This window comes from Bacillus massiliigorillae, from assembly GCF_000380245.2.
In the GTDB taxonomy this organism is placed as follows: domain Bacteria; phylum Bacillota; class Bacilli; order Bacillales; family DSM-1321; genus Bacillus_AD; species Bacillus_AD massiliigorillae.
In genome coordinates this window covers 644,882-668,747 of record NZ_HG428741.1, presented here as the reverse complement: position 1 = coordinate 668,747, position 23,866 = coordinate 644,882, and the positions used below count along the sequence as shown (strand labels likewise).

21 protein-coding genes are annotated in these 23,866 nt (G+C 35.9%); 1 reads left to right on the top strand and 20 read right to left on the bottom strand.

The annotated features are described in order from the left end of the window. Positions 1–19: 19 nt before the first annotated feature. The 14 genes from TX86_RS03075 to mce form a co-directional block, all read right to left on the bottom strand. The gene (locus TX86_RS03075; RefSeq protein WP_042346149.1) at positions 20–1,492 is read right to left on the bottom strand and encodes an NCS1 family transporter; all 1,473 of its coding nucleotides are present in this window, start codon (positions 1,490–1,492) and stop codon (positions 20–22) included. Positions 1,493–1,638: 146 nt separating this feature from the next. After that, positions 1,639–3,057 (bottom strand): dihydropyrimidinase, encoded by a 1,419-nt coding sequence (gene hydA / locus TX86_RS03070; protein WP_042350116.1) that lies wholly within the window; start codon positions 3,055–3,057, stop codon positions 1,639–1,641. Between the two features lie 30 nt (positions 3,058–3,087). After that, positions 3,088–4,371, bottom strand: coding sequence for an NAD-dependent dihydropyrimidine dehydrogenase subunit PreA (gene preA, locus TX86_RS03065; protein WP_042346147.1), 1,284 nt, complete (start codon positions 4,369–4,371; stop codon positions 3,088–3,090). 25 nt (positions 4,372–4,396) lie between these two features. After that, positions 4,397–5,767 (bottom strand): NAD(P)-dependent oxidoreductase, encoded by a 1,371-nt coding sequence (locus tag TX86_RS03060; protein ID WP_042346146.1) that lies wholly within the window; start codon positions 5,765–5,767, stop codon positions 4,397–4,399. Positions 5,768–6,344: 577 nt separating this feature from the next. Continuing rightward, on the bottom strand, positions 6,345–6,515 hold the full coding sequence (locus TX86_RS26565) for a hypothetical protein (protein ID WP_154663039.1): 171 nt from the start codon (positions 6,513–6,515) through the stop codon (positions 6,345–6,347). 158 nt (positions 6,516–6,673) lie between these two features. Beyond that, the gene (gene gnd / locus TX86_RS03055; protein ID WP_042346144.1) at positions 6,674–8,077 is read right to left on the bottom strand and encodes an NADP-dependent phosphogluconate dehydrogenase; all 1,404 of its coding nucleotides are present in this window, start codon (positions 8,075–8,077) and stop codon (positions 6,674–6,676) included. A 128-nt stretch (positions 8,078–8,205) separates the two neighbouring features. After that, entirely contained in the window at positions 8,206–9,468 is a 1,263-nt protein-coding gene (locus TX86_RS03050; RefSeq protein ID WP_042346141.1) for a DNA polymerase IV, read from the bottom strand. A 63-nt stretch (positions 9,469–9,531) separates the two neighbouring features. After that, on the bottom strand, positions 9,532–10,047 hold the full coding sequence (locus TX86_RS03045; RefSeq protein WP_042346138.1) for a GNAT family N-acetyltransferase: 516 nt from the start codon (positions 10,045–10,047) through the stop codon (positions 9,532–9,534). 134 nt (positions 10,048–10,181) lie between these two features. Beyond that, a complete protein-coding gene (locus tag TX86_RS03040; protein ID WP_042346137.1) occupies positions 10,182–10,778 on the bottom strand; it encodes a hypothetical protein in 597 nt (198 codons plus the stop codon). A 122-nt stretch (positions 10,779–10,900) separates the two neighbouring features. Next, positions 10,901–11,395 (bottom strand): GNAT family N-acetyltransferase, encoded by a 495-nt coding sequence (locus TX86_RS03035; protein WP_042346135.1) that lies wholly within the window; start codon positions 11,393–11,395, stop codon positions 10,901–10,903. 152 nt (positions 11,396–11,547) lie between these two features. After that, entirely contained in the window at positions 11,548–12,039 is a 492-nt protein-coding gene (locus TX86_RS03030; RefSeq protein WP_042346132.1) for a GNAT family N-acetyltransferase, read from the bottom strand. A gap of 253 nt (positions 12,040–12,292) precedes the next feature. Beyond that, complete coding sequence (locus TX86_RS03025; protein ID WP_042350114.1) at positions 12,293–13,411, bottom strand: M20/M25/M40 family metallo-hydrolase; 1,119 nt, start codon at positions 13,409–13,411, stop codon at positions 12,293–12,295. A 335-nt stretch (positions 13,412–13,746) separates the two neighbouring features. After that, the gene (locus TX86_RS03020; RefSeq protein ID WP_042346127.1) at positions 13,747–15,297 is read right to left on the bottom strand and encodes an acyl-CoA carboxylase subunit beta; all 1,551 of its coding nucleotides are present in this window, start codon (positions 15,295–15,297) and stop codon (positions 13,747–13,749) included. Next, a complete protein-coding gene (mce, locus tag TX86_RS03015) occupies positions 15,297–15,716 on the bottom strand; it encodes a methylmalonyl-CoA epimerase (protein WP_042346124.1) in 420 nt (139 codons plus the stop codon). The genes TX86_RS03020 and mce overlap by 1 nt, the downstream gene beginning before the upstream one ends. A 293-nt stretch (positions 15,717–16,009) precedes the next feature. Between mce and prli42 the strand changes: the two genes are divergently transcribed. Further along, positions 16,010–16,105 (top strand): stressosome-associated protein Prli42, encoded by a 96-nt coding sequence (gene prli42, locus TX86_RS26560; protein ID WP_154663038.1) that lies wholly within the window; start codon positions 16,010–16,012, stop codon positions 16,103–16,105. A gap of 86 nt (positions 16,106–16,191) precedes the next feature. On the opposite strand, the gene TX86_RS03010 is transcribed toward prli42, so the two are convergent. From TX86_RS03010 to TX86_RS02985, 6 genes are all read right to left on the bottom strand, one after another. Then, entirely contained in the window at positions 16,192–16,707 is a 516-nt protein-coding gene (locus TX86_RS03010; RefSeq protein WP_052343520.1) for a L,D-transpeptidase, read from the bottom strand. Positions 16,708–16,736: 29 nt separating this feature from the next. After that, positions 16,737–17,723: an aromatic acid exporter family protein gene (locus TX86_RS03005; RefSeq protein ID WP_042346123.1), complete on the bottom strand. Its 987-nt coding sequence runs from the start codon at positions 17,721–17,723 to the stop codon at positions 16,737–16,739. 257 nt (positions 17,724–17,980) lie between these two features. Beyond that, positions 17,981–18,418, bottom strand: a complete 438-nt coding sequence (locus TX86_RS03000) for a BrxA/BrxB family bacilliredoxin (protein ID WP_042346120.1) — start codon at positions 18,416–18,418, stop codon at positions 17,981–17,983. Between the two features lie 112 nt (positions 18,419–18,530). Beyond that, entirely contained in the window at positions 18,531–19,568 is a 1,038-nt protein-coding gene (meaB, locus tag TX86_RS02995) for a methylmalonyl Co-A mutase-associated GTPase MeaB (protein WP_042346118.1), read from the bottom strand. Next, positions 19,568–21,754 (bottom strand): methylmalonyl-CoA mutase, encoded by a 2,187-nt coding sequence (gene scpA, locus TX86_RS02990; protein WP_042346115.1) that lies wholly within the window; start codon positions 21,752–21,754, stop codon positions 19,568–19,570. The genes meaB and scpA overlap by 1 nt, the downstream gene beginning before the upstream one ends. Further along, a complete protein-coding gene (locus tag TX86_RS02985) occupies positions 21,755–23,626 on the bottom strand; it encodes a methylmalonyl-CoA mutase family protein (RefSeq protein ID WP_042346112.1) in 1,872 nt (623 codons plus the stop codon). It abuts the gene before it with no gap. Positions 23,627–23,866: the final 240 nt, after the last annotated feature.

The following is a 23,866-nucleotide window of genomic DNA, read 5'->3' as shown; positions in this document are numbered from 1 at the left end:
CGACTCCTCCCCTTTTCATTCAGGTTATGCTTTCATTTACTTCCTTCTGACTAACTTCAATATCGCTCTCAACTTCAATAACCCAATCACGCCCAACTGTAATACCTAGATATTGTTCATCACTAGGATTCTCAATCTCTTCTTGTTTGTATCTTTTAAACCACCAATATTTCGCCAACACATAATATAGAATTGCTCCAACAGCAAATCCAACAATAGATGAATACGCAGGTAGTAAATTAGCAACAATGCCTCCGATAACCCAAGCAATCATTCCGGCCATATTAAAACCACTCATATATTTATACTGACCATTTAGTTCATAAAGTTCGTGTACATTCACTCGTCTTTTTCTCAATAAATAGTAATCTGCAAAAAGAATACCAACAATAGATGTTAGAATTCCTCCGATAATAAGTAATACGGTGTTCAGAATATCAAACAAGCTCCAAGGTTGAGCAAGTGTTCCAATAATACCAGCAATAACAACCCCTACCCAAAATGGCACTTTCGGTCCGCCAACATTCGAAAAGATCGTAGCTGCCGGAATAACGTTTGCAGATGTATTCGTTGACCATTGTGCTAAGACAATCATCAGCAATAGAATTCCTAAAATAAACCCACTAGCGGCTCCTTGTAAGGCAACAATTGGATCCGCATTAGAAACAGCTATATATGATACTGCTCCTATCACAATCATAAAGGTATTAAAAACAGGCATAATAATTAAGTTTCCTACCAGTTGTGTTTTATTTCGTTTAAGCCAGTTTCTTTCATTTTTAGGAGCTTTGAAGAATCTAGATAAGGAAGGCATATCCGCTGCTAATGTAGCCCAGAATCCCATATTCGCCATTACAACGACCATGAATGCTGTAAAAGCAGCACCTCCTGTAGTTGGACTTTCCACCCATGACCATATATTTTTCCCTTGTTCCGTTGCTTGATCTGCTAATGTGACATACATCCAACATGCAATAAGAATAATAATCGGTGCGGCTAAATCAGCAAAGCGCTCAATCGATTTAATACCCAATGATGTATTAACCAACTGAAGAACAGCAAATAATAAAAAGCATACTAGCCAATTATCAAAATCAAATAATAAATTTAAAATAGCATTGATTGCAGAAGCTCCGAAATACGTATTAATACCGAACCAACAAGATGCTGTAATCCCCCTAACAACCGATGGAATATGCGTACCTATTGTCCCAAATGGCGCCCTCATATAAACAGGAAAGGAAAGACCATGTTCAATTCCGATATCGCCTATAATACTCATAAATATCCCTATTGCTACCGATCCTATAACAGTTGCGAGGATAACCATTCCTAATGATAAATGTTGAATACCCCCACCACCAATAGCAAAGGCCGCTAGAACAATAGCCATTCCAACCCAAATCACTGCAAAACCAAACGTACCAATATTGCGTTCATTCTCTTTAATAGGAAGTAAATCAGGAGACTTTAGATAATTATTTTTATTCATAAAAAACACCCCTCATTTATTGAATATTCAATCAAATGATACTCCACTTATTCACTACCCTCTCTCCTTTTCATAAGAGGTGCTTCACGGTTCATTGTTCTCCCTTCGAAACAATTGAAAATAATAATTATCTACAAACTTCCCTGTCAATGAAGTGTGGCAGAAACATCTTTATCGACTTTTCGTTCTCCGAATTTAGCCCTTTTTACAAATTCACCCACACCTGGCTTTCCAACAAATTGATGATTTCGAATGACAAATTCTCCACGAGATAACACAGAAACTGGTTCTCCAGTAACTTGTAATCCCTCAAAAGGATTATAGTCTACAGCCATGTGATGATTCTTAACAGAAATTGTTCTTTCAATGGTAGGATCAAAAATGACAATATCTGCATCTGCTCCAACTGCAATAGTTCCTTTTTTCGGATATAATCCAAATAATTTAGCTGCTGCTGTTGATGTTATATCCACAAATTGATTTAAAGAAATTCTTCCTTTCGCTACACCTTCTGAATATAAAATGCTAACTCGATCCTCAATTAGTGGTCCTCCGTTAGGTATTTTCGAAAAATCATCTTTCCCTAAATCTTTTTGCCCTACGAAATCAAATGAGCATTGATCCGAACCAATTGTTTGGAGCTGACCAGTTTTTATAGCATTCCATAATATATCCTGATTCCACTTTTCTCGTAACGGAGGTGACCAAACATATTTTGCTCCTTCAAAGTTTGGTTTTTCTAAGTAGGTCTGGTCAAGAACTAAATATTGCGGGCATGTTTCACCCCAAATATTAATTCCATTATTTCTAGCCTCTGCAATTTTTCTTGCTGCTTCGGCACAACTTACATGAACGACGTATAACTGTGAATCTGCAAGTCCAGTTAGTGTAGCTGCTCTTCCTGTTGCTTCCCCTTCAACCTCAGGTGGTCTTGTCAGAGCATGATAAATCGGTTCGGTTTTGCCCTCATTAATGGCTTTCTTAACTAAATAATCAATAACATCACCATTTTCAGCATGAACCATTACAAGTGCTTTTAGTTCTTTAGCCGCTACAAGTGTTCGAAATAGCGTTTCATCATCTGCTTGAAACTGATTTTTATATGCCATAAAAACTTTAAAAGAGGTAATGCCTTCTTTTTCAACCATCTCAGGAAGCTCATTTAATACTTTGTCATTCATTTCTACAATTTGGAGATGAAAGCCATAATCAATTACTGCTTTTTCTTTTGACTTCCTATGCCATTCTGCAAGAGAGCTACTCAAACTTTCTCCTTTTTTCGTTAAACAAAAATCAATAATTGTTGTCGTTCCCCCAAATGCCGCTGCCTTTGTACCGGTTTCAAAATCATCTCTTGTAACCGTTCCTCCAAATGGCATATCTAAATGCGTATGTGGGTCAATCCCCCCTGGAAATACATATTTTCCTGTTGCATCAACTACTTCTGCATCTACCTCAGATAGGTTCATACCAATTCCACTTATTACACCATTTTCGATACATACATCTGCACGATACGTATCTGTTGCTGTCACAATTGTCCCGTTCTTAATAATTTTTTTCATCATAATCCACCTCTTCTTTAAATTGAGTAGTTAATTATTTAATTCCAATTCACAAGTGACAGCACCCAATGCAGCTTGACGCTCATTCCAAGTCATTGGAGGTAACTGATTAGCAACCTCAACCATATCAATTGCCCCGTCCACTGGACAAACAATAGAACATAAATTACAACCAACGCAATCCTCTTCCCTTACTTTCAGAATAGGATTGCCACTATCATCAGTAAGCATATCTATGCACTGGTGAGAAGTATCTTCACAAGCTATATGACATTTATTACAGTTAATACAAACATCATTGTTTATTTTTGCTACGATATTATAATTAAGATTTAAATTCCCCCAATCAGAGTACTTACTAACAGATTTCCCAACGATTTCTTGAACAGAAGCTATTCCTTTTTCATCCAAATAATTATTTAAACCTTCAATCATGTCTTCTACAATCCTAAATCCATGATGCATTGCAGCAGTACAAACTTGGACTCCAGTTGCTCCCATAAGCATAAACTCGACCGCATGCTGCCAATTTCCAATACCACCTATACCTGAGATTGGTACATTGATTCTTGGATTTCTTGCACAATCTCCAACCATATGAAGAGCAATAGGTTTAACCGCAGGACCACAATATCCACCATGAGCACCTTTCCCTCCAACATGAGGAATAGTATCCCAAGTATCAATATCCACTCCTGCCAAACTGTTAATTGTATTAATCATACTGATAGCATCCGCCCCACCATTGGCAGCAGCCTCAGCTGTCACCGTTATATCTGTAATGTTAGGAGTAAGTTTGACAATGACTGGTGTTTTAGCGACTTCTTTGACCCAGTATGTTTGTTTTTCTACTAAAGATGGTACTTGACCAGATGCAGATCCCATGCCGCGTTCAGCCATACCATGTGGACAACCAAAATTCAATTCCAGGCCATCTACACCAACATCTTCTACACGCTTTACGATTTCATGCCATTTGTCTTGCTTAGGCTCAACCATTAACGATGCAATAATTGCATGATTCGGGAAACGCTTTTTCGTTTCGTATATTTCCTTTAAATTCACTTCTAAAGGACGATCCGTTATTAATTCAATATTGTTAAACCCAGCTACCCTTTGCCCATTAAAACTAACCGCTGCAAACCTTGAGGAAACATTTAGAATTGGCTCACCTAGCGTTTTCCAAACCGCTCCTCCCCACCCTGCTTCAAATGCTCTTTGAACTTGGTAACCCGAATTAGTTGGAGGTGCAGAAGCTAACCAAAAAGGGTTGGGTGATTTAATTCCGGCCAAATTAATACGTAAATCCGCCATTGTATTCCCTCCTAAATGGAATTTATTACGCCATTTCCAATTCTGTACTAGTAGCTAACTTATGAATTGCATATGCACTATCCTTCCCTTGCTGAGCAGCGGAAACAACCATTGCTTCTCCTTGCCCTTTACCAAAAATCGCGTCTCCACAAGCGAAAACCTTTGCTTTTGATGTTTGATACGTTTCTTGATTAATTTTGATTACACCGCCATCATGCAGTAGCTCGAACTGTTCAATGAGCTCTATATATCTCGTTTGACCAATCGCTTTTATGACCGCATCAGCTTCCATGATAAATTTCGAGTCTTGAATAGGAACAGGACGTCTTCTACCATCATCTCCTGCTGAATCTAATTTCATCTTGATACACTCAATTCCAGTTACATTGCCTTGCTCATCCCCAACAATTCGCACAGGTGCTGTTAGCCATCGGAACTCAACACCATCTTGCTTCGCAAATTCATACTCGAAATCATAAGCAGTCATTTCTTCCTTCGTGCGTCTATATAATATTTTCACATTTTCCGCACCTAGACGAACCGAGCATGTAGCCGCATCAATAGCTGTATTACCAGCACCAATTACCATCACTTTCTTTCCCATAAATCGATCCGTAATCGGTTTAACTTTTGTCTCCTTTACAAAATCAATTGCATCGTAAACACCAGCTAGCTCTTCTCCAGCAATACCGATATTAGGAACTTTAGACATTCCTATAGCTAAAAGAATAAAGTCAAAGTTATTCATTACATCTTCTACAGATAAATCTTGGCCAATTCTAGTATTATATTGGATTTTGACACCTAACTGCTCTACTTGCTGTACTTCCCAATAAGACACTGCTTGCGGAAGCCTAAAGGAAACAATTCCATATGTATTCAATCCACCAGCCTTTTCTTCCGCTTCAAATATCGTAACCTGATATCCTAGCAATCGTAATTCTCTAGCTGCAGATAAGCCAGCTGGACCACCACCAATGATTGCAACTGACTTCCCATTTTCACTTCCTGGTTCAAACAAGACTTGTTCATTCTGAATAGCCCAATCTGTAGCATAACGCTGCAAGTTTCCAATCATAATTGGCTTAGTTGAATGATTGAGCACGCAAGCTCCTTCACATAATTCCTCTGTTGGACAAACCCGTGAACAGCTAGCTCCCACCGGATTAGCTTGCATAATTGTCTTAGCTGACCCTTTTACATTCCCTGATGCAATTTTCTTAATAAAGGACGGAATATCTATACTTGTTGGACATGCATTGATACAAGGAGCATCGTAACAATAAAGACAACGATTTGATTCCTCAAGTGCTTCCTGCTTCGTTAAGCCTACTTGCACTTCCTGAAAGTTCTTCATTAAACCTTCAACTAAACTCGATTGATTACATCCGCTCATTACTAAAAACCTCCTTACAAAAATTTAAAAATGTAATAGCAATAGTAATGCGACAAAATGAATGAATAATATATTAAAATGGAAATTATGTTCGTAATAAACACTCTGGTAATAAAGGAATAGACTGTAAGAAGAAGGAGGACTTAAACTTTTGGATTTTTTGTGAAGTAACATTTATATACAATAAATTATGACTAAGAGTCTCATATAATAAAATGTGTAGGATTCAAGATAAAAGGAAATTGTAAAGACATGGAGAGTTAAGTTAAAGTAATAGCAAAAAATTATAAAAGTAAACTATGGTAAAAATAAAGAAAATAATATTTTTATAAAAAGCACCCCCATATAAAAAATGATAATAAAACAATTATAAAAGCCTTATTATCTTTATTTCATTAGACAATCTGTAATAAATATTCAACAAAAACGAGACAATCATTATACTGTTTGTGTGGAATTAGTCTATCTGAACTATGTTTACATAAATTTCCCCCTTCACTCCATACTAACTAAGCAAAAATTAGCAAAGGATTCAGAACAAAAAATTCTGAATCCTTTTCAAACTTAAATTTCTTACTTAAGATGCGTTATGTGTTTTAACACGCTTAAACCATTTAGGAAATGCCCACTCTTTCTTTACTTTCTTTTCTTTCTCTCTTCCCTTATTAATAAACAAACTTACACCTATTTCAGTAGCAACATATACCACATATATAATAGCTATTGTAATCAACAATATTTTCACCATATACATCTCCTCTAAAAGGTATATCTTTTTAATCATTTTCCCTAACCCGCATTTAATAAAACTAGAATTGAGTACTAAAAAATATTATGAAAACAAAGCTCTTTGTATGACAAAAAACACCTAAAACAATGAATCGTCTTAGGTGTTTTAAACTTATATTATTTTAACCACTCAGTGTGGTAAACTCCTTCTTTATCTACACGCTCATATGTGTGAGCTCCAAAGTAGTCACGTTGTGCTTGCAGAAGGTTTGCAGGTAATCTTTCAGAACGATAGCTATCGTAGTATGAAAGTGCAGCTGAGAAACATGGTACTGGAATACCGTTTGTCACAGCAAGTGCAATTACTTCACGTAGCGCACTTTGGTAGTTTTCAACGATGTCTTTGAAATATGGATCTAATAGCAGGTTCTTAAGCGCTGGATTACGATCATACGCATCTTTAATGCTTTGTAAGAAACGAGCACGGATAATACAACCACCACGGAAAATCATTGCGATTTCGCCGTATTGAAGATCCCAATTGTATTCTTCTGAAGCTGCACGCATTTGAGCAAATCCTTGTGCATATGAACAGATTTTACTCATATACAGTGCTTTACGTACTGCTTCAATTAGTGCTTTCTTATCTCCAGTATATTCTTTCGTTTCTGGGCCAGAAAGAACTTTACTTGCTTCTACACGCTCTTCTTTAATTGCTGATAAGAAACGAGCGAATACAGATTCAGTGATGATTGGAAGTGGAACACCTAAGTCAAGTGAGCTTTGGCTTGTCCATTTTCCAGTTCCTTTTTGACCAGCGCGGTCTAGGATTACATCAACCATTGGTTTACCTGTTTCGTCATCGTACTTCTTGAAAATATCAGCTGTGATTTCAATTAAGTAGCTATCAAGTTCACCTTTATTCCACTCTGAGAACACTTCGTGAAGCTCTTCTGCACTTAAACCTAATACATTCTTCAATAAGAAGTATGATTCAGAAATTAATTGCATATCACCATATTCAATTCCATTATGAACCATTTTCACATAATGACCCGCACCATCTGGACCAATATATGTTGTACATGCTTCACCATCTACTTTAGCCGAAATTTCTTTAAAGATCGGTGCAACTAGCTCATAAGCTTCTTTTTGTCCACCAGGCATGATTGATGGTCCTTTTAATGCACCTTCTTCTCCACCTGATACACCAGTTCCGATAAAGTTGATGCCTGCTTCACTTAATTCTTTATTACGACGAACTGTATCTTTGAAGAATGTATTTCCTCCGTCGATTACGATGTCGCCTTTATCAAGAAGTGGCTTTAATTGTTGAATTGTTGCGTCTGTAGCAGCACCAGCTTTAACCATTAATAAAATTTTACGTGGTTTTTCTAATGAATTTACAAACTCTTCAAGCGTATATGTAGGAACAACTTGCTTTCCTTCTGATTCTTTCATCATTTCATCTGTTTTCTCACGAGAACGATTATACACTGAAACAGAATAGCCTCTGCTTTCAATGTTAAACGCTAAGTTCTTACCCATAACAGCAAGACCTATAACACCAATTTGTTGCATATTGTAACGTCCCTTCTGTAGTCAATCTTCATAAGTATTATATATAGCATTACTTACTGTACCAGTGATTAAAGCTATCTTCAACTTAAACCACTTCATTCCTATTCTATACTATTTTCCAAAGTAAATCATTCTTTCATTAAATCATCAAAAACATCTTTACTAAAACTCGTTTCTGTGAATGTTGATTTCTTCTTCACTTCAGCACCTTGAGCAGCTTTATGAATAATATTCTTCCCAAATTTCTGCTGTAATGCTTCTACTGTTTTTAATAAAGGTTCTTCCTTCGCATCTTTTTCAAAAGAAAACAAGTCCAACTGTTTCACAGCCTCTTGTTCTTCAATCACATCAAAAGCCGTTACACCAAGAAGACGTACGGCGTTACCATTCCAATGCTTCTGAAATAACTCTTTCGCTTTGTGATAAATATCCTCTTTCTCTACAAAAGGATTTAAGACTGTCTGACTTCTATTAATTGTTTTCCGATCTTGATAACGAATGGTTACACCTATTTTTGTACCGAGTAACTTTTTCGTTTTTAGCCGTGCAGAAACTTTGTTTGATAACTTCTGCAAAACATCAAACAATTCTCGCTGATTTGTAATATCCTTCGGTAAGGTGGTAGAGTTTCCAACACTTTTAAAATCATAGATTGATTCCGGATCAACCGGGGATATATGATTACCATTTGCTTTTTCTTTAAGCCGCAAACCATTAATTCCGAGCAACGCCTTCAACTGAATCTCGTTCGCTTTCGCTAAATCTCCAATTGTATAAACACCGATTGTCTGTAATTTCTCTGCTGTTTTTTGCCCAATACCGTGCATCTCAGCAGTTTGTTTTGGCCAAAGTATATGAGGAACATCTCTTTTACGTAAAATCGTAATACCCATCGGCTTCTTCATATCTGAAGCTGTTTTTGCTAAAAATTTATTCGGAGCAATACCTATACTACATGGTATATCCATCGTTTCATAAATACGCTGTTGTATGCTATGGGCAATATCCAAGGGTGAACCTAAATGACTACACTCCGTAATATCTAAATACCCTTCATCAATTGAAACAGGCTCAACCAATTCTGTATATGTTCTCAACAACTGAAAAATAGCAATCGACATCGTCCGATATTTATCAAAATCTGGTTTCATTACAAGAAGATTTGGACATAGTTTCTTTGCTTCCCAAAGAGACATCGTTGTTCGAACACCGAACTTTCTAGCCTCGTAGCTACATGTGACAATAATGCCTCTCCTCTCTTCAGGATTCCCCGCAATCGCTAACGGCTTACCTTTTAAGCGAGGATTATATGCCATTTCAACAGAAGCATAAAAACTATTCATATCAACATGCAGAATGACTCTACCGTTCACAGGATACATATTACTCATAACCATCACCATTTTTTAAACTTGATTCTTATATTTTATCAGAAGGCTAACATCAAAGTCCCGTTATTTATCTAACAGTAAACCCATCACATATAAATCATAGTATTCTCCATTTAATAACGTAGAATTTTTCAAGCATCCTTCGATTTCAAAACCAAATTTCTTGTAAAGCTCTACTGCTCCTATGTTATCACATCTCGTATCTAATTGAATTCTTGTCGTAATTCCATTAGATTTAGCCCACTCAATCAATTGCTGAATAATTTGACTCCCTATTCCTTTTCCATGATACATTTTCTTCACTACTATACCTAATTCACCTGAATGGCGAGATTTAATCTTATTACTAGAATTGATTGTACCAATGCCAACTATTTCGTCATTCTCAAAGGCAAGAATCATTACGCTGTTTTTTTGTTCAGCTACTGCCTTAATAGATTGCACTTGATCCTCAACATTTAATGGATATTCATCTTGTTCAAAACTTAAAAAGGTTGTTTCACCACCGACAATATTATAAAAATCAACTATCGCTTGAGCATCATCTATTGTTGGTTGTCTAAATATAATCTCTGGCATTTTATGTACACTCCATTCATAACCATATTAATCAAATATATAACACGTTTCATATATAGCTTTTTGGAAACTAGTATAACACAGCGTGAAAAAAAGGAGCTGAAATTATTCAGCTCCTAATACTAGAAAGTATATTACTTTGTATTTTCTTGTAATGCATCAGGGTACACTACAGTGTCGAAAACCTTTGAAGTTGCTTCATCTTTCAAATGAAACGTAGCTTTGTATTCATCAGGTTTTACGCCGTCAAATAATTGATAAAACATGGATTGCATCGCTAAACCAAAGATTGCAAAACCATCCATACTATTCTCATAAGCTGCTTGATCAACTACAATTGTGAATTCTGTAAACTTTTTATTATATTCTACACCTTTAACAGAAGCTAAATCCTTATTTGTTTCAAGCTCCTTTATAGAATCTTTAATAGTCGTCTCCATCTCTTTCATCATTTTGGTATGTTGAGATTTAGACATTTTATAAGTAAGAGAGCCGTCCTCATTCTTCGTAACTTCTTTAACTCCATCTTTTTTAGCTTCAGCTATTACTTTATCAATGTCTTCGCCTTCAAAGAATGATGCAGGTAATGTTACTTCAACGTTCAACAAACCTTTATCGACTTCTACAGCGCCCTTCTCTTCACTTTTCTCTTTTTTAGAATCATCATTTGATGAGCATGCTACTAGTGAAATACTTAATACTAATAGCAATAATAATTTGATAGATTTCAATGTATATCCTCCTAAGCATAAATAAATACATCATTGAGCCTATCAAATTACACAAAAACATGTCTATAAAAACGCTTAATTGTCATCAAATTTTACTTATTTTACAATAACTATTTTGTGCATTAAACTCTAGTCTTCAATGTATAATGCAAAATCTTCTCAGCACCATCTGGACCTTCTCGCTTAATGCCTCGATAATCATAACCTGCTTTCAAGTAAACACGTTCTGCTCTAGCATTGCCTAAATTAACGACCGAGAAAAGTTCCAAAATATGCGGATAATGTACCCTTACAAACTGTGGTAGCATACACATTGCTGTTTGAGCAAAGCCATTACCTTGATATTTAGGATTAACAGATAATGATCGAATTAACATCGTATGCTCCACTTCGCTGTCATGTAAGGCATCCTTTGCATCGTGAAGGACAAATAAACCAATAGGATTTTGCTGAAGTAACATGACAACTGGATCAGAGTATGAATTACTAGCAAATCTAGCAATTGCCTCGCTTGGCATAAGCGTGTACACACTCTGAGTATCATCTAATTCATAACTACAAAGTCTCTCCCGATATTTCTCTTCATAAAATGCTAATTTAATATCACTTGAATTCAACCTATTTTCCCCCTTTATCATACTATATACATCCAAAATCACACTTAATAGTTATATATTACTAGAAAACACAAATTAAACCAACAAAAGAGGTTGCCAGAGAATTTTTCTCTCAAGCAACCTCTTTATTCATTCATTTGTATTTAAATACCTCAATGTAAAACATAATGAAGAATTTTTTTAAATCCACTAGGGTCTTGCCTTCTAATTCCACGATCAATATAACCTGCTTTGATATACACATGTTCTGCCCTTTTATTCTTAAAATTAACAATGAGAAAAAGCTCCAAAACACCTGGATAATTCTTCTTCACAAACTCAGGTAATAATTTCATTGCATCTTGTGCATAACCTAAACCTTGGAAAGAAGGATTAACAGATACAGAACGAATTAACATCATATTATCGAGCTCCGTAAGATAACGAATTGCTTCACCAGCCTGCAATACAAAAAAACCAATAGGCTGTTCATCCTTCAATATTACAATAGGAAAACTAAATGCATCATTCTCACAACTAGTAAGTGCTTCACAAGGTAATGTTGTGAAATTTCTTTGGATTTCATCTAATTGATAATTACATATTTTTTCTTTATATTTTTCTTCATAAAAAACTAACTCTATTGTCCCTATTCCCTTTGCCATCTGCTCTTTGTCCCCTTAAAATGTTATACATTAATAACAAATATCCCTCTAATACAAAAGCCGAATAATTAATAATAGCATATATTTTAAATTTTCAGTAATTTGTTTACGTCTATTTTTAGCTAGATAACGAGAATATTATCACAAATAATAGAATTTTAAAAATACAAAACCTTACATCATTTACAGATGTAAATCAAAAAAGGATGTACAAAAGTGAAATTCAATCACTTTTGTACATCCTTACCTTATATTATTCTGCTACAACTTGAACGATTGAAACAACCATTTCCGCAATTTTCTCTAATTCTTCAACTGGCATTTTTTCGTTTGTAGTGTGAATGTCTTCGTAACCAACAGCAAGGTTTACAGTTGGAATACCGAATCCAGCAATTACGTTTGCATCACTACCACCACCGCTGTGTTGTAATGAAGAAGTACGACCGATTTTTTCAGCAGCTTTTTTGGCTACTTCTACAACATGGTCTCCATGACCATATTTGAATCCTGGGTACATGACTTCAATATCAACAATAGCTTCTCCACCCATTTCTTTGGCAGTTGATTCGAAAGCTTCTTTCATTTTTGCCGCTTGAGCTTCCATCTTTTCACCGATTAATGAACGAGCTTCAGCAAGAATATCTACATGATCACAAACGATATTTGTTTGCTTACCACCTTCGAAACGACCAATATTTGCTGTTGTTTCTTCATCAATGCGTCCTAAAGGCATTTTCGCAATTGCTTTAGCTGCAATAGTAATAGCACTAACACCTTTCTCAGGAGCTACACCAGCATGAGCTGTTTTTCCTTTAATAGTTGCTGTAATTTTTGCTTGAGTCGGTGCAGCAACAACGATTTCTCCTACTTTACCATCACTATCTAATGCATAACCATATTTCGCAGTAATAAGAGATGGATCTAATACTTTCGCACCTACTAATCCTGACTCTTCACCAACTGTAATAATGAATTGGATAGCTCCATGAGCAATGTTTTGTTCCTTTAATACACGAATAGCTTCAAACATAGCAGCTAGACCTGTTTTGTCATCTGCACCAAGAATTGTTGTACCATCTGTAACAACATATCCGTCTACAATTGAAGGTTTTACACCTTTACCTGGAACTACCGTATCCATGTGTGAAGTAAAGTAAATTGTATCAACGCCGTCTTTTGTAGCTGGTAATGTGCAAATTAAGTTACCTGCACCAAAACCTGTTTTCGCAGCTGCATCATCTTCAATAACTTCTACTCCTAATGACGTAAACTTTTCCTTCAATACTTTAGAGATTTCTGTTTCATATCTAGATTCTGAGTCAATTTGTACTAATTCTAGAAACTCATCAAGCAATCTTTGTTTATTAATCATCATTTATTAAACCTCCATCTATGTACTACTCCTTTAGTATACCCATTGTAAAAGCTAAGTGGCAAATCCATTTTATACAAAGAAAAACCATCACCGGTTCTTTTTACTGATAGAATAGCTGCTTGTTTTACCTCAAAGTAAAAAGAAGCCATACGGGAGGCATAAGACGAACTGTTCTTGGAAACCCTCTTTTGGTTTCCAAAACAGTTTGGCTTATGACCGAGTATGGCAGGTGTAAGGTTGGACAAAGAAAAACTGACACCGGCTCTTTTTGCTGCCATTAAACTACAAAACAAAAAGTCTGAAGCTATGAAAACTTCAGACTTTTTTGTTTATTATAACGGAATATTTCCGTGTTTTTTATATGGACGATCTTCTTTTTTGTTACGTAACATATCAAGAGCTTGGATAATCTTAATACGTGTATCACGAGGATCGATAACATCATCAACCATACCTTGACTAGCAGCAACATATGGATTTGCGAATTTTTGACGATATTCTTCGATTTTCTTCGCTCTTGTTTCTTCTGGATTATCACTATTTGCAATTTCACGAGCAAAGATGATATTTGCAGCACCTTCAGAACCCATAACAGCGATTTCTGCATTTGGCCATGAGAATACAATATCAGCACCAATTGATTTACTGTTTAGTGCAACATATGCTCCACCATATGCTTTACGAAGAATAACTGTTAATTTAGGAACAGTTGCTTCTGAATATGCATAAAGGATTTTTGCACCGTGACGAATAATTCCACCATGCTCTTGTTTAACTCCTGGGAAGAACCCTGTTACATCTTCAAATGTAATTAAAGGAATATTGAAAGAGTCACAGAAACGGATGAAACGCGCTGCTTTATCAGATGAATCAATATCCAATCCACCAGCAAGGAATTTAGGTTGGTTACAAACTAAACCAACAGATTGTCCTTTAATACGAGCAAAACCAACAACCACGTTGCGTGCAAAATCTTTATGAACTTCAAAGAAGCTGTCTGTATCTACTACTTGTTCTACTACTTTACGAACATCATAAGGTCTAGTACCTTCAATTGGTACAACTTCTGTTAAGTCTGGACGATAATCATCTTTATCATCATAAGGCTCAACATGTGGCTTCTCATTATTATTTTGAGGTAAATAGCTTAATAATGTACGAACATTTTGTAATACTTCTTCTTCAGATGGAGCTCTAAAGTGAGCAGCACCACTAATACTATTGTGTACTTTCGCACCACCAAGACCTTCCGAGCTGATTTTTTCACCAGTTACTGTTTCAATTACCTTTGGTCCAGTAATGAACATTTGACTTGTCTTCTCAACCATGAATACAAAGTCAGTAATCGCTGGTGAATACACTGCACCGCCTGCACAAGGTCCCATGATTACAGAAATTTGTGGAATTACTCCAGAATAAATCGAGTTACGATAGAAAACATGACCGTAACCATCAAGTGAAAGTACTCCTTCTTGAATACGCGCTCCGCCTGAATCATTTAAACCAACGAATGGTGCACCATTCTTAGCTGCTAAATCCATAACATTCGCAATTTTCTTAGCATGCATTTCTCCAAGCGCTCCACCGAATACAGTAAAATCTTGCGAGAATAAATAAACATCGCGACCATTTACTTTACCATAACCAGTTACTACGCCATCTCCAGGACCGTCTACTTGATCAAGACCAAAATCTACACAACGATGTTCAATGAATGGTCCAATTTCAACAAATGTACCTGGGTCTAAAAATAAATCAATTCTTTCACGAGCAGTTAGCTTACCTTTTTCATGTTGTTTTTCAATTTTCGAATCGCCACCGCCAAGTTCTACCTCGCGCTTTCTATCATACATATCATTAATTTTATCATAAATATCAATCATCAGTGTGCCTCCCCTTGTTCGTCTCGTTCGCAAAATTCAAACAATACTCCGCCTGTTGATTTAGGATGTAGGAATGCTACTTTTGCATTATGAGCCCCATTCTTTGGTTCATCATTAATCATCTTAATCCCTTTAGCTTTTACTTCATCAATACGTCCTTGGATATCCTTAACACCAAGCGCTAAATGATGAATTCCTTCACCACGCTTACTAATAAACTTAGCAACTGGACTTTCTTCAGATAAAGGTTGAAGTAGTTCTAATCTTGTGTTGCCAGCATTCAAGAATGCTACAGTTACACCTTGACTTTCTACTGTTTCGCATCCTTCTAATTCCATACCTAGAACATCACGATAGTATTCTAAAGACTGATCGATTGACTTTACCGCGATACCAATATGGTCGATTTTCTCTATCATTGACCTTCCCCCATTTTCCCCCTGGTTATTGCAAACAATATACAATTCTACATCATTCGCAATATTCCTTCTTTTTTTCTTTATTTTTTAAAAATTTAATTAATTACATAGACTATTATAATACAAGACACTTCATTATGAAACTATTATAATACAATATTTTTAAATATCAAAATAATATGCTTATATATCTTCGTCTAAAGTTCATCTATAAACCAATTTAAATCACTTGTTTTGTTTTTGTAGAGAAGGTAGAATGAATCTAAATAATTAACTTATAAAGGAAGGTCTAAATGAAGGCAAAAAAAATCCAAAAAATTGCTGTATATATGATGATAATTATGATGCTACTATCTACGGTACTAGCGGGGATTTCATTCCTTTTTTAATTTAAACGCGTATTTATGTGAAAAAACAGCCTATAATAACAAAACCTGCTGGCAATCTTCTAAAGATTTGCTAGCAGGTTTTTTCTCTATTCTTCTATAGCTCCATATTCTTTTGCAATTTGTTTAAAGCTTTTAGAAGACATGGTAACAAGAATCTTGCTTTGTAATGGTATTAATTCATATAATCTTTCCACATCACTGTTCTTCATACGAATACAACCATTCGAAATATATTTTCCAACTGACCAAGGCTGATTCGTTCCGTGAACACCATACGTTCTACCATCTGTGCCTAAAGCATCAAATCCTAACCAGCGGGTTCCGAGTGGATTTCGTGGATCACCACCAGGAATATTTTTTTTGCGGTAGTAAGGGTTTTTCGCCTTTACGATGAATGTAAATAATCCTTCAGGAGTTAATTCGTTACTCTTGCCTGTTCCAACTGGAAAGATTTCTACAACCTTCCCATCCTTAATAAAAGCAAGCTTATTATTCGCTTTATTAACAATCACAAAAGGATTTTGTTTTAACGTTTCCGCTTCTGCGACAGAAGCGGGATATAAGAAAGAAAACATTAATAAAAAAGACAACACTACTTTCAAAGACAATCACCCTAAACTTTTTGCTTAGTTTAGGCTAATACTTTCTTTTTCATTCCTTCTTTCTCCCTTGAAAATCCTTTATACACACTTTTCAAAATTAAATATTTTTCTAGTTCTTTAATCGTTCCCATCATAGCAACTTGTACATCAAATTCTTCTCTTGTTTTAGGTAAGTCCATTGCATGAATTTGCCCCAACATATCTTCCAGCTTTTTCAAATAAATATGTGAAGTATTATACGGATGAATATGAAGACTTAAATCATCAATAAAATCGGCAATTAAATGACTATACGGTGAAGTGGATGGAATCGAAGCAACGAGCGGAAACAATCTTTCAATAATTTCAAACTGCTTCTCCCTCATCTTGAAATAGTAATAATATAAATCATCATGACGAGTCACATGATTTTCCACATCACGAAAAGCTAATGATTTTGCCTCTGTAATCATATCATAAACAACCATAATTTCTTTTCCATCCCAATTGCTCTCATTCGTACGAATATATAATGCCATTTTCTGAAATATAAACGAAAAGTTCTTTTCAATGTTTTGTTGATATTTTTTTAATTCTGCTTCCATACTTGGCATGTACATATTTATAATAAGTGCAACCGTCATTCCAACCACTAATAAAGCGATTTCGTTTAATAATAAATTCAACGTAACATGACCTGCAGAATAAATATGTAGAATAATGACACTACTTGTTACAATACCTTCTTTCACATTAGCAGCTACTACAGTAGGAATAAAAACCAGTAGCATTAATCCTATGACAGCTGGATTAAATCCTATTCCCTCAAAGAATATCGTCGAATATAACATTGCAATTAAACACGCTATTAAACGACTAAACGCAGCCTTTATTGATTTCTTCTTCGTTACTTGCACACAAAGTATTGTAATAATTCCTGCCGAAGCAAAGCTATGAAGATTGAGTATCTGAGCAATGTAAATAGCGATCGCTACACCTATAGCTGTTTTAAGTGTTCTGTATCCTATTTTTATCATAAATTCCTTCTTTCGCTCCATATTGGAAAATAATAATGTAAATGGATCATCTCTATACTAATATTTAAAGTATGGCATTTGAAAACTAACTTTTCAATAAACATTACCAGTTAATTGCATAATTAACATAAAAGACATAGTGGTTTTATTTCACAACTATTATTTTAATAATAAAAATATAAAACCATACAATCATTATTCATAAAGTTATTTAAAAACAAAAAAACAGACCCAAATTGGATCTGCTTTCTTTATGATTAAACTTCTTCACAATACTCATCGAAGTATTGTTGTAACTTACCGATAACTGACATTGGATCATGACCTTCGATTTCATGTCTTTCTACCATTGTGCAAATCTTTCCATCTTTCAATAATGCAAAAGATGGTGAAGATGGTGGATAACCTTCGAAATAGCTTCTAGCTTGTTCAGTTGCTGCTTTATCTTGTCCAGCAAAAACCGTTACAAGTTGATCTGGCTTCTTATCATAATGAATGGCATGAGCTGCAGCAGGTCTAGCAATTCCACCAGCACATCCACATACCGAGTTAATTAATACAAGTGTTGTACCTTTCTTTGAGAATGCTTCAGTTACTTCTTCAGGTGTTGTTAATTCAGTATATCCAGCAGCTTTCATTTCATTTCGAGCTGTGCTTACAACATCATTCATGAAAAAATTAAAATCCATATTCATTGGCGTATCTCTCCTAAAATAATCTGTCATTACCAACATAATAACAATAGTAAGCTCCGTATTCAACCAATAAAGACACGAAAGTAGTTGAACACGGAGCTTAATTATTACTCTATTTATTAAGATTATAAAGGAAAGTTTGAATAGCTTCCATTACTGCCAAACTTACCGTTTTATCACCATTCATCACTTCTTGTTCTAATACAGGAAGCAATGAACGCATTTGTTGATTATCAAAGAATACTCGGTGAAGCTGATGTGATAGTGATTGATTCATCCATTCTTTCGTTTGGAATCTTCTTCTCTCATTAAATACACCACTTTGCTTTCCTTGCTTCATAAAGTCTTGAATGACTTCCCAAATTTCTTGAATACCATCACCTTCAATGCTAGAGCAAGCGTACGCTTGTGTTTGCCACCCTTGCGTAGCTGGTTGAAGGAAATGAAGAATGCGATTATACTCTTCTTTCGTTACCATCGCATTTCGTTTATTATCGCCGTCCGCTTTATTTACAACGATGGCATCAGCTAGCTCCATAATACCTTTTTTCATACCTTGTAATTCATCGCCCGCTCCAGTGATAGCGAGTAGCATGAAGAAATCCGTCATACCACGAACGATGGCTTCGCTTTGACCAACACCAACTGTTTCGATAATGATGACATCGAAACCAGCTGCTTCACAAAGTAACATGCTTTCCCTTGTTTTTCGATGTACACCGCCCAAGGTTCCCTCTGATGGAGAAGGACGAATAAAAGCATTTTCATGTCCAGATAGCAATTCCATTCGTGTTTTATCACCAAGAATACTACCACCTGTAATAGTTGAACTTGGATCAATAGCTAGAACGGCTACTTTATGGTCAGAGTTACATAAATCTGTTCCAAATCGTTCAATAAACGTACTTTTACCTGCACCTGGCACTCCAGAAATCCCTATACGAATAGACTTATTCGTATAAGGTAGTACTTTCTGAAGTAACTCTTGTGCACTTTCAAAGTGATGCTGCGCATTGCTCTCAATTAGTGTAATACCTTTCGCTAACATTGCACGATTACCTGCTAAAATTCCTTGTAGAATTTCATCAGTATTTATTTCACGTCGATTCTTCTTCACAAATTTTGTATGCTTCTCGTTATTGTTCTTCATTATGAAGACACTTCCTCATAACCAAGCGCTTTATAAATAGCTTGCATTAATGTTTTAGCTGCTTCTGGAATAACAGTACCAGGTCCAAAGATTGCAACTGCACCATTTTCACGTAAATAATCGTAATCTTGTTGTGGAATAACTCCACCAACAATAACTAGAATATCTTCACGTCCCAATTTCTTAAGCTCTGCAACTAGCTGTGGTAATAATGTTTTATGTCCAGCAGCAAGTGAACTCATACCAACAACGTGTACATCATTTTCTACAGCTTGTTTTGCAGTTTCTTCTGGTGTTTGGAAAAGAGGTCCGATATCAACGTCAAATCCTAAATCTGCGAATGCAGTAGCTACAACCTTTACGCCACGGTCATGACCATCTTGTCCCATTTTCGCCATTAAGATACGAGGTCTTCTTCCTTCATTTTCAAGGAAGTCCTCAGTCATTTGTAGAACTTCTGAAATATCAACTTGGTCGCCATAAGCTGTACTATATACACCACTAATTGTACGAATAATCGCTGAGTGTCTTCCTGATGCAAGTTCAATAGCCATAGAAATCTCTCCTAATGAAGCTCTTTCTCGTGCTGCCTCAATAGCAAGTGCTAACAAGTTTCCTTCTCCCGTTTCAGCTGCTTGTGTAATAGCCTCTAACTTCTCGATAACTCTCTCTTCATTGCGTTCAGCACGTAATTGAGCTAATCTTTCAAGTTGGCCTTCACGAACAACTGTATTATCTACTTCAAGAATATCAAGCTCTTCTTCTTTTTCTAAACGGTATTTATTTACACCTACAATTGTTTCTAATTTAGAATCGATTTTCGCTTGGCGTTTTGCAGCTGCCTCTTCAATTCTCATCTTCGGTACGCCTGTTTCGATTGCTTTCGCCATTCCGCCTAAAGATTCGATTTCTTCAATATGTTTCCAAGCCTTTTCGATTAATTCATTTGTTAATGATTCTACGTAGTAAGAACCAGCCCACGGATCAATAACTTTCGTAATACTTGTTTCTTCTTGTAAGAACAACTGTGTATTACGAGCGATACGAGCTGAGAAGTCTGTTGGTAATGCAATAGCTTCATCAAGTGCGTTTGTATGCAGTGATTGTGTATGACCAAGAGCTGCAGCATGTGCTTCGATTAATGTTCTTGTTACGTTATTAAATGGATCTTGCTCTGTTAAGCTCCATCCAGATGTTTGTGAGTGAGTACGAAGCATTAATGATTTCTCATTTTCTGGTTCGAATTGACTCATTAATTTCGCCCAAATAAAACGTCCTGCTCTCATCTTCGCTACTTCCATGAAGTAGTTCATACCAATTGCCCAGAAGAATGATAAACGTGGAGCGAATTTATCGATTGGAATACCTGCTTTTAGACCTGTACGAACATACTCTAATCCATCGGCAATTGTATATGCTAACTCGATATCAGCTGGAGCTCCCGCTTCTTGTAAGTGATATCCAGAGATTGAAATGCTGTTAAATTTCGGCATATTCTTCGAAGTATATTCGAAAATATCAGCAATAATTTTCATACTCATTGTTGGTGGATAGATGTACGTATTACGTACCATGTATTCTTTTAGAATATCATTTTGAATCGTTCCTGCTAGTTTATCTTGTGAAACACCTTGTTCCTCAGCCGTTACGATGAAGAATGCTAAGATTGGAAGTACAGCACCATTCATTGTCATAGAAACAGACATTTGATCCAATGGAATACCATCAAATAATTGTTTCATATCAATGATACTATCGATTGCTACACCTGCTTTACCAACGTCACCAACAACACGAGGATGGTCGGAGTCATAACCACGGTGTGTTGCAAGGTCAAATGCTACTGATAAACCTTTTTGACCCATTGCTAAGTTACGGCGATAGAACGCATTTGATTCTTCCGCAGTAGAGAAGCCTGCATATTGACGAACTGTCCACGGTTTATTTACATACATAGTTGGATAAGGTCCACGTGTAAATGGTGCCGTACCTGGTAGGTCATTTAATTGTGGCATACCTTCTACATCACTCTTGTTATATAAAGAATTAATTTTAATTTCTTCATTTGTTTCAAATAATAAATCTTCCATTTCTGCATCGCTGATTTTCACTGCTTGTTCCCAATCAGCCTTAGATGCAGCAGTTGTTTTAGATGATAATTTAGTAAAATCACGACGAGTAGACAATTACATCACCTCCAAATCTTTTAATACATTTGTAATAACTTCAATAGCATTGCTTTGAACAGAAATGAAATCTTTCAATCCAGCTTGCTGAAGTGCATTCGCTAATTCTTGCGATTGCTTACCAGCTAAGAAAATTGATACGCCGCTTTCCTCTAAAGCCTGTACCCAAGCTACTGCGTTTTCTTCATAATCAGCATCGCTACCGCAAAGAACGATATGTTTCACCTTAGATTCTGCAATATATGCTTTTGCTACTTCAGGAGACTCACAAGGTTTCATTATGCCTTCCACACCACCAGCAGCGAAAAAGCCTTTAACAAAATCTGCTCTTGGCTTATAAGATTTCAAGCTTCCTAAGCACACTAAACCAACAGCTGGATATGCACCTTTTTGCTCTTTGTATTGAAGAGAAGCTATTCTTAATTGTTCAAACTCTTCAGCTAAACGCACTGCAGTTAGAGGAGCAATATCCACACTATTAAATGGAACTGTATTTTGTTCTGTTTCGAGTGCTCGCTCATGCACATTCACTGTATCTTCTAGATTTGGATACACATTCGTTCCAATTAAACTATCTTTACGTTTTGCAACATTTGTTTTCTTTTGCTGCAATACTTGAGAGATTGCTTCTTGAATCCATCCATCTCGTAAAGAAGCAATTACTCCTCCACGTTTTTCGATTTCTAAAAATAAATTCCATGCTTGATCAGCTAACTCATTCGTTAATGTTTCTACATAATAAGAACCACCAGCTGGGTCTACTACTTTATCAATTAACGTTTCTTCTTTTAAAACTAAATGAATATTACGAGCTATTCTTTCTGAGAATGCAGTTGTTTCATTTGTTGCAGAATCGAATTCTTTAACCTCTAACGATTGTGCTCCACCAACTACTGCAGCAAATGCTTGGTTTGCAGCACGCAATAAATTTACGTAAGGATCAAATAAAGTAGCTGTAAACGATGATGTTTCTGAATGAATAAACATTTTAAACGTACTAGCATCACCTGTATATTCTTCACCAATTAATGACCATAAACGTCTTGCTGCTCTTAATTTAGCTACATTCATAAAGAATGAAGAGTCAATCGCAAAAGAGAATACGACATTTTTCGACATTTTTTCTGCAGTGTAGCCATTTTCTTCACCGTGTTGTAAATATTCAACAGCTGTTGCTAATGCGAAAGCTAATTCTTGAACTGCATTTCCACCTGCATTATGAACAGAAGTAGACTTTACTAAAATCTTCTTCACTTCAGGCATAGCAGAATCCATGGATTGTAATTTTTCAAACCATGTTGCAAAGTATTCCTTTGGATTTTCAATTCCTTTACCTTGAATAGCACCTTCAGCAATTGGGTCTTCAGCAAGAACCCCTTGTAGCTTCACAAGTTCATCACTAGATAAAGCTTTAAGCTTTGAAACAATTTGTTGTTGCTCACCTTTTGTATCTACGAATAAAGGTTGATTTTGTTTAATGACTTCTTCGACGAATTTCACTAATTCCTCTTCACTCATTGAAGTCAGTTGACTAGCATCAAGTGCAACTGTATTTTGACCACGACTCTTTGCTTCTTCAAAATCTGCTAGAATGTTCGTGGAACTATGACCTGATAACTTTTGTGAAATAAGCCAAGGCTTTTCTTGATAACCTAGTGCACTTGTCCCCCTAGTATAAGGAGCAAAACCAGGCCACTCTTCTTTAATTACAGTACTTTGATTGGTGTATAAAGGAGTTAGCTCTATACCCTCGTAAGTAGACGTATGCAATTTAGCTAGCGGTTTACCTTTTAAGCTTTTCTCAGCTTTAACTTCCCATTCAGCAACTGTTACTTTCGGGAACTCAACCGCTTTCGTTTTCTGTAGATCCATATTTTGGCGCCTTCTGCAAGCATTTTTCTACGATAACACTTTCTGTTTATTCGCAGGCTCTTAGAAGACTTCCACCTCCCCCTATAAATGATGAATCACAATTGTTTTATTTATTTGAAAAATCAAAACTATTCAACTCTATTCTAGTACAGCACCCCTCTTGTTGCAAACAAGGAATTCAAAAATTCTAAAAAAAACTTTAAACAAAGGTTATTTTATACGCCCAATTAACGACATTTT

Excerpts from the sequence above, each read along its gene's own strand:
- TX86_RS03075 (WP_042346149.1), bottom strand. The coding sequence starts at position 1,492 with ATGAATAAAAATAATTATCTAAAGTCTCCTGATTTACTTCCTATTAAA.
- hydA (WP_042350116.1), bottom strand. The coding sequence starts at position 3,057 with ATGAAAAAAATTATTAAGAACGGGACAATTGTGACAGCAACAGATACG.
- preA (WP_042346147.1), bottom strand. The coding sequence starts at position 4,371 with ATGGCGGATTTACGTATTAATTTGGCCGGAATTAAATCACCCAACCCT.
- TX86_RS03060 (WP_042346146.1), bottom strand. The coding sequence starts at position 5,767 with ATGAGCGGATGTAATCAATCGAGTTTAGTTGAAGGTTTAATGAAGAAC.
- TX86_RS26565 (WP_154663039.1), bottom strand. The coding sequence starts at position 6,515 with ATGGTGAAAATATTGTTGATTACAATAGCTATTATATATGTGGTATAT.
- gnd (WP_042346144.1), bottom strand. The coding sequence starts at position 8,077 with ATGCAACAAATTGGTGTTATAGGTCTTGCTGTTATGGGTAAGAACTTA.
- TX86_RS03050 (WP_042346141.1), bottom strand. The coding sequence starts at position 9,468 with ATGAGTAATATGTATCCTGTGAACGGTAGAGTCATTCTGCATGTTGAT.
- TX86_RS03045 (WP_042346138.1), bottom strand. The coding sequence starts at position 10,047 with ATGCCAGAGATTATATTTAGACAACCAACAATAGATGATGCTCAAGCG.
- TX86_RS03030 (WP_042346132.1), bottom strand. The coding sequence starts at position 12,039 with ATGGCAAAGGGAATAGGGACAATAGAGTTAGTTTTTTATGAAGAAAAA.
- TX86_RS03025 (WP_042350114.1), bottom strand. The coding sequence starts at position 13,411 with ATGATTAATAAACAAAGATTGCTTGATGAGTTTCTAGAATTAGTACAA.
- TX86_RS03020 (WP_042346127.1), bottom strand. The coding sequence starts at position 15,297 with ATGATTGATATTTATGATAAAATTAATGATATGTATGATAGAAAGCGC.
- mce (WP_042346124.1), bottom strand. The coding sequence starts at position 15,716 with ATGATAGAGAAAATCGACCATATTGGTATCGCGGTAAAGTCAATCGAT.
- prli42 (WP_154663038.1), top strand. The coding sequence starts at position 16,010 with ATGAAGGCAAAAAAAATCCAAAAAATTGCTGTATATATGATGATAATT.
- TX86_RS03005 (WP_042346123.1), bottom strand. The coding sequence starts at position 17,723 with ATGATAAAAATAGGATACAGAACACTTAAAACAGCTATAGGTGTAGCG.
- TX86_RS03000 (WP_042346120.1), bottom strand. The coding sequence starts at position 18,418 with ATGAATATGGATTTTAATTTTTTCATGAATGATGTTGTAAGCACAGCT.
- meaB (WP_042346118.1), bottom strand. The coding sequence starts at position 19,568 with ATGAAGAACAATAACGAGAAGCATACAAAATTTGTGAAGAAGAATCGA.
- TX86_RS02985 (WP_042346112.1), bottom strand. The coding sequence starts at position 23,626 with ATGGATCTACAGAAAACGAAAGCGGTTGAGTTCCCGAAAGTAACAGTT.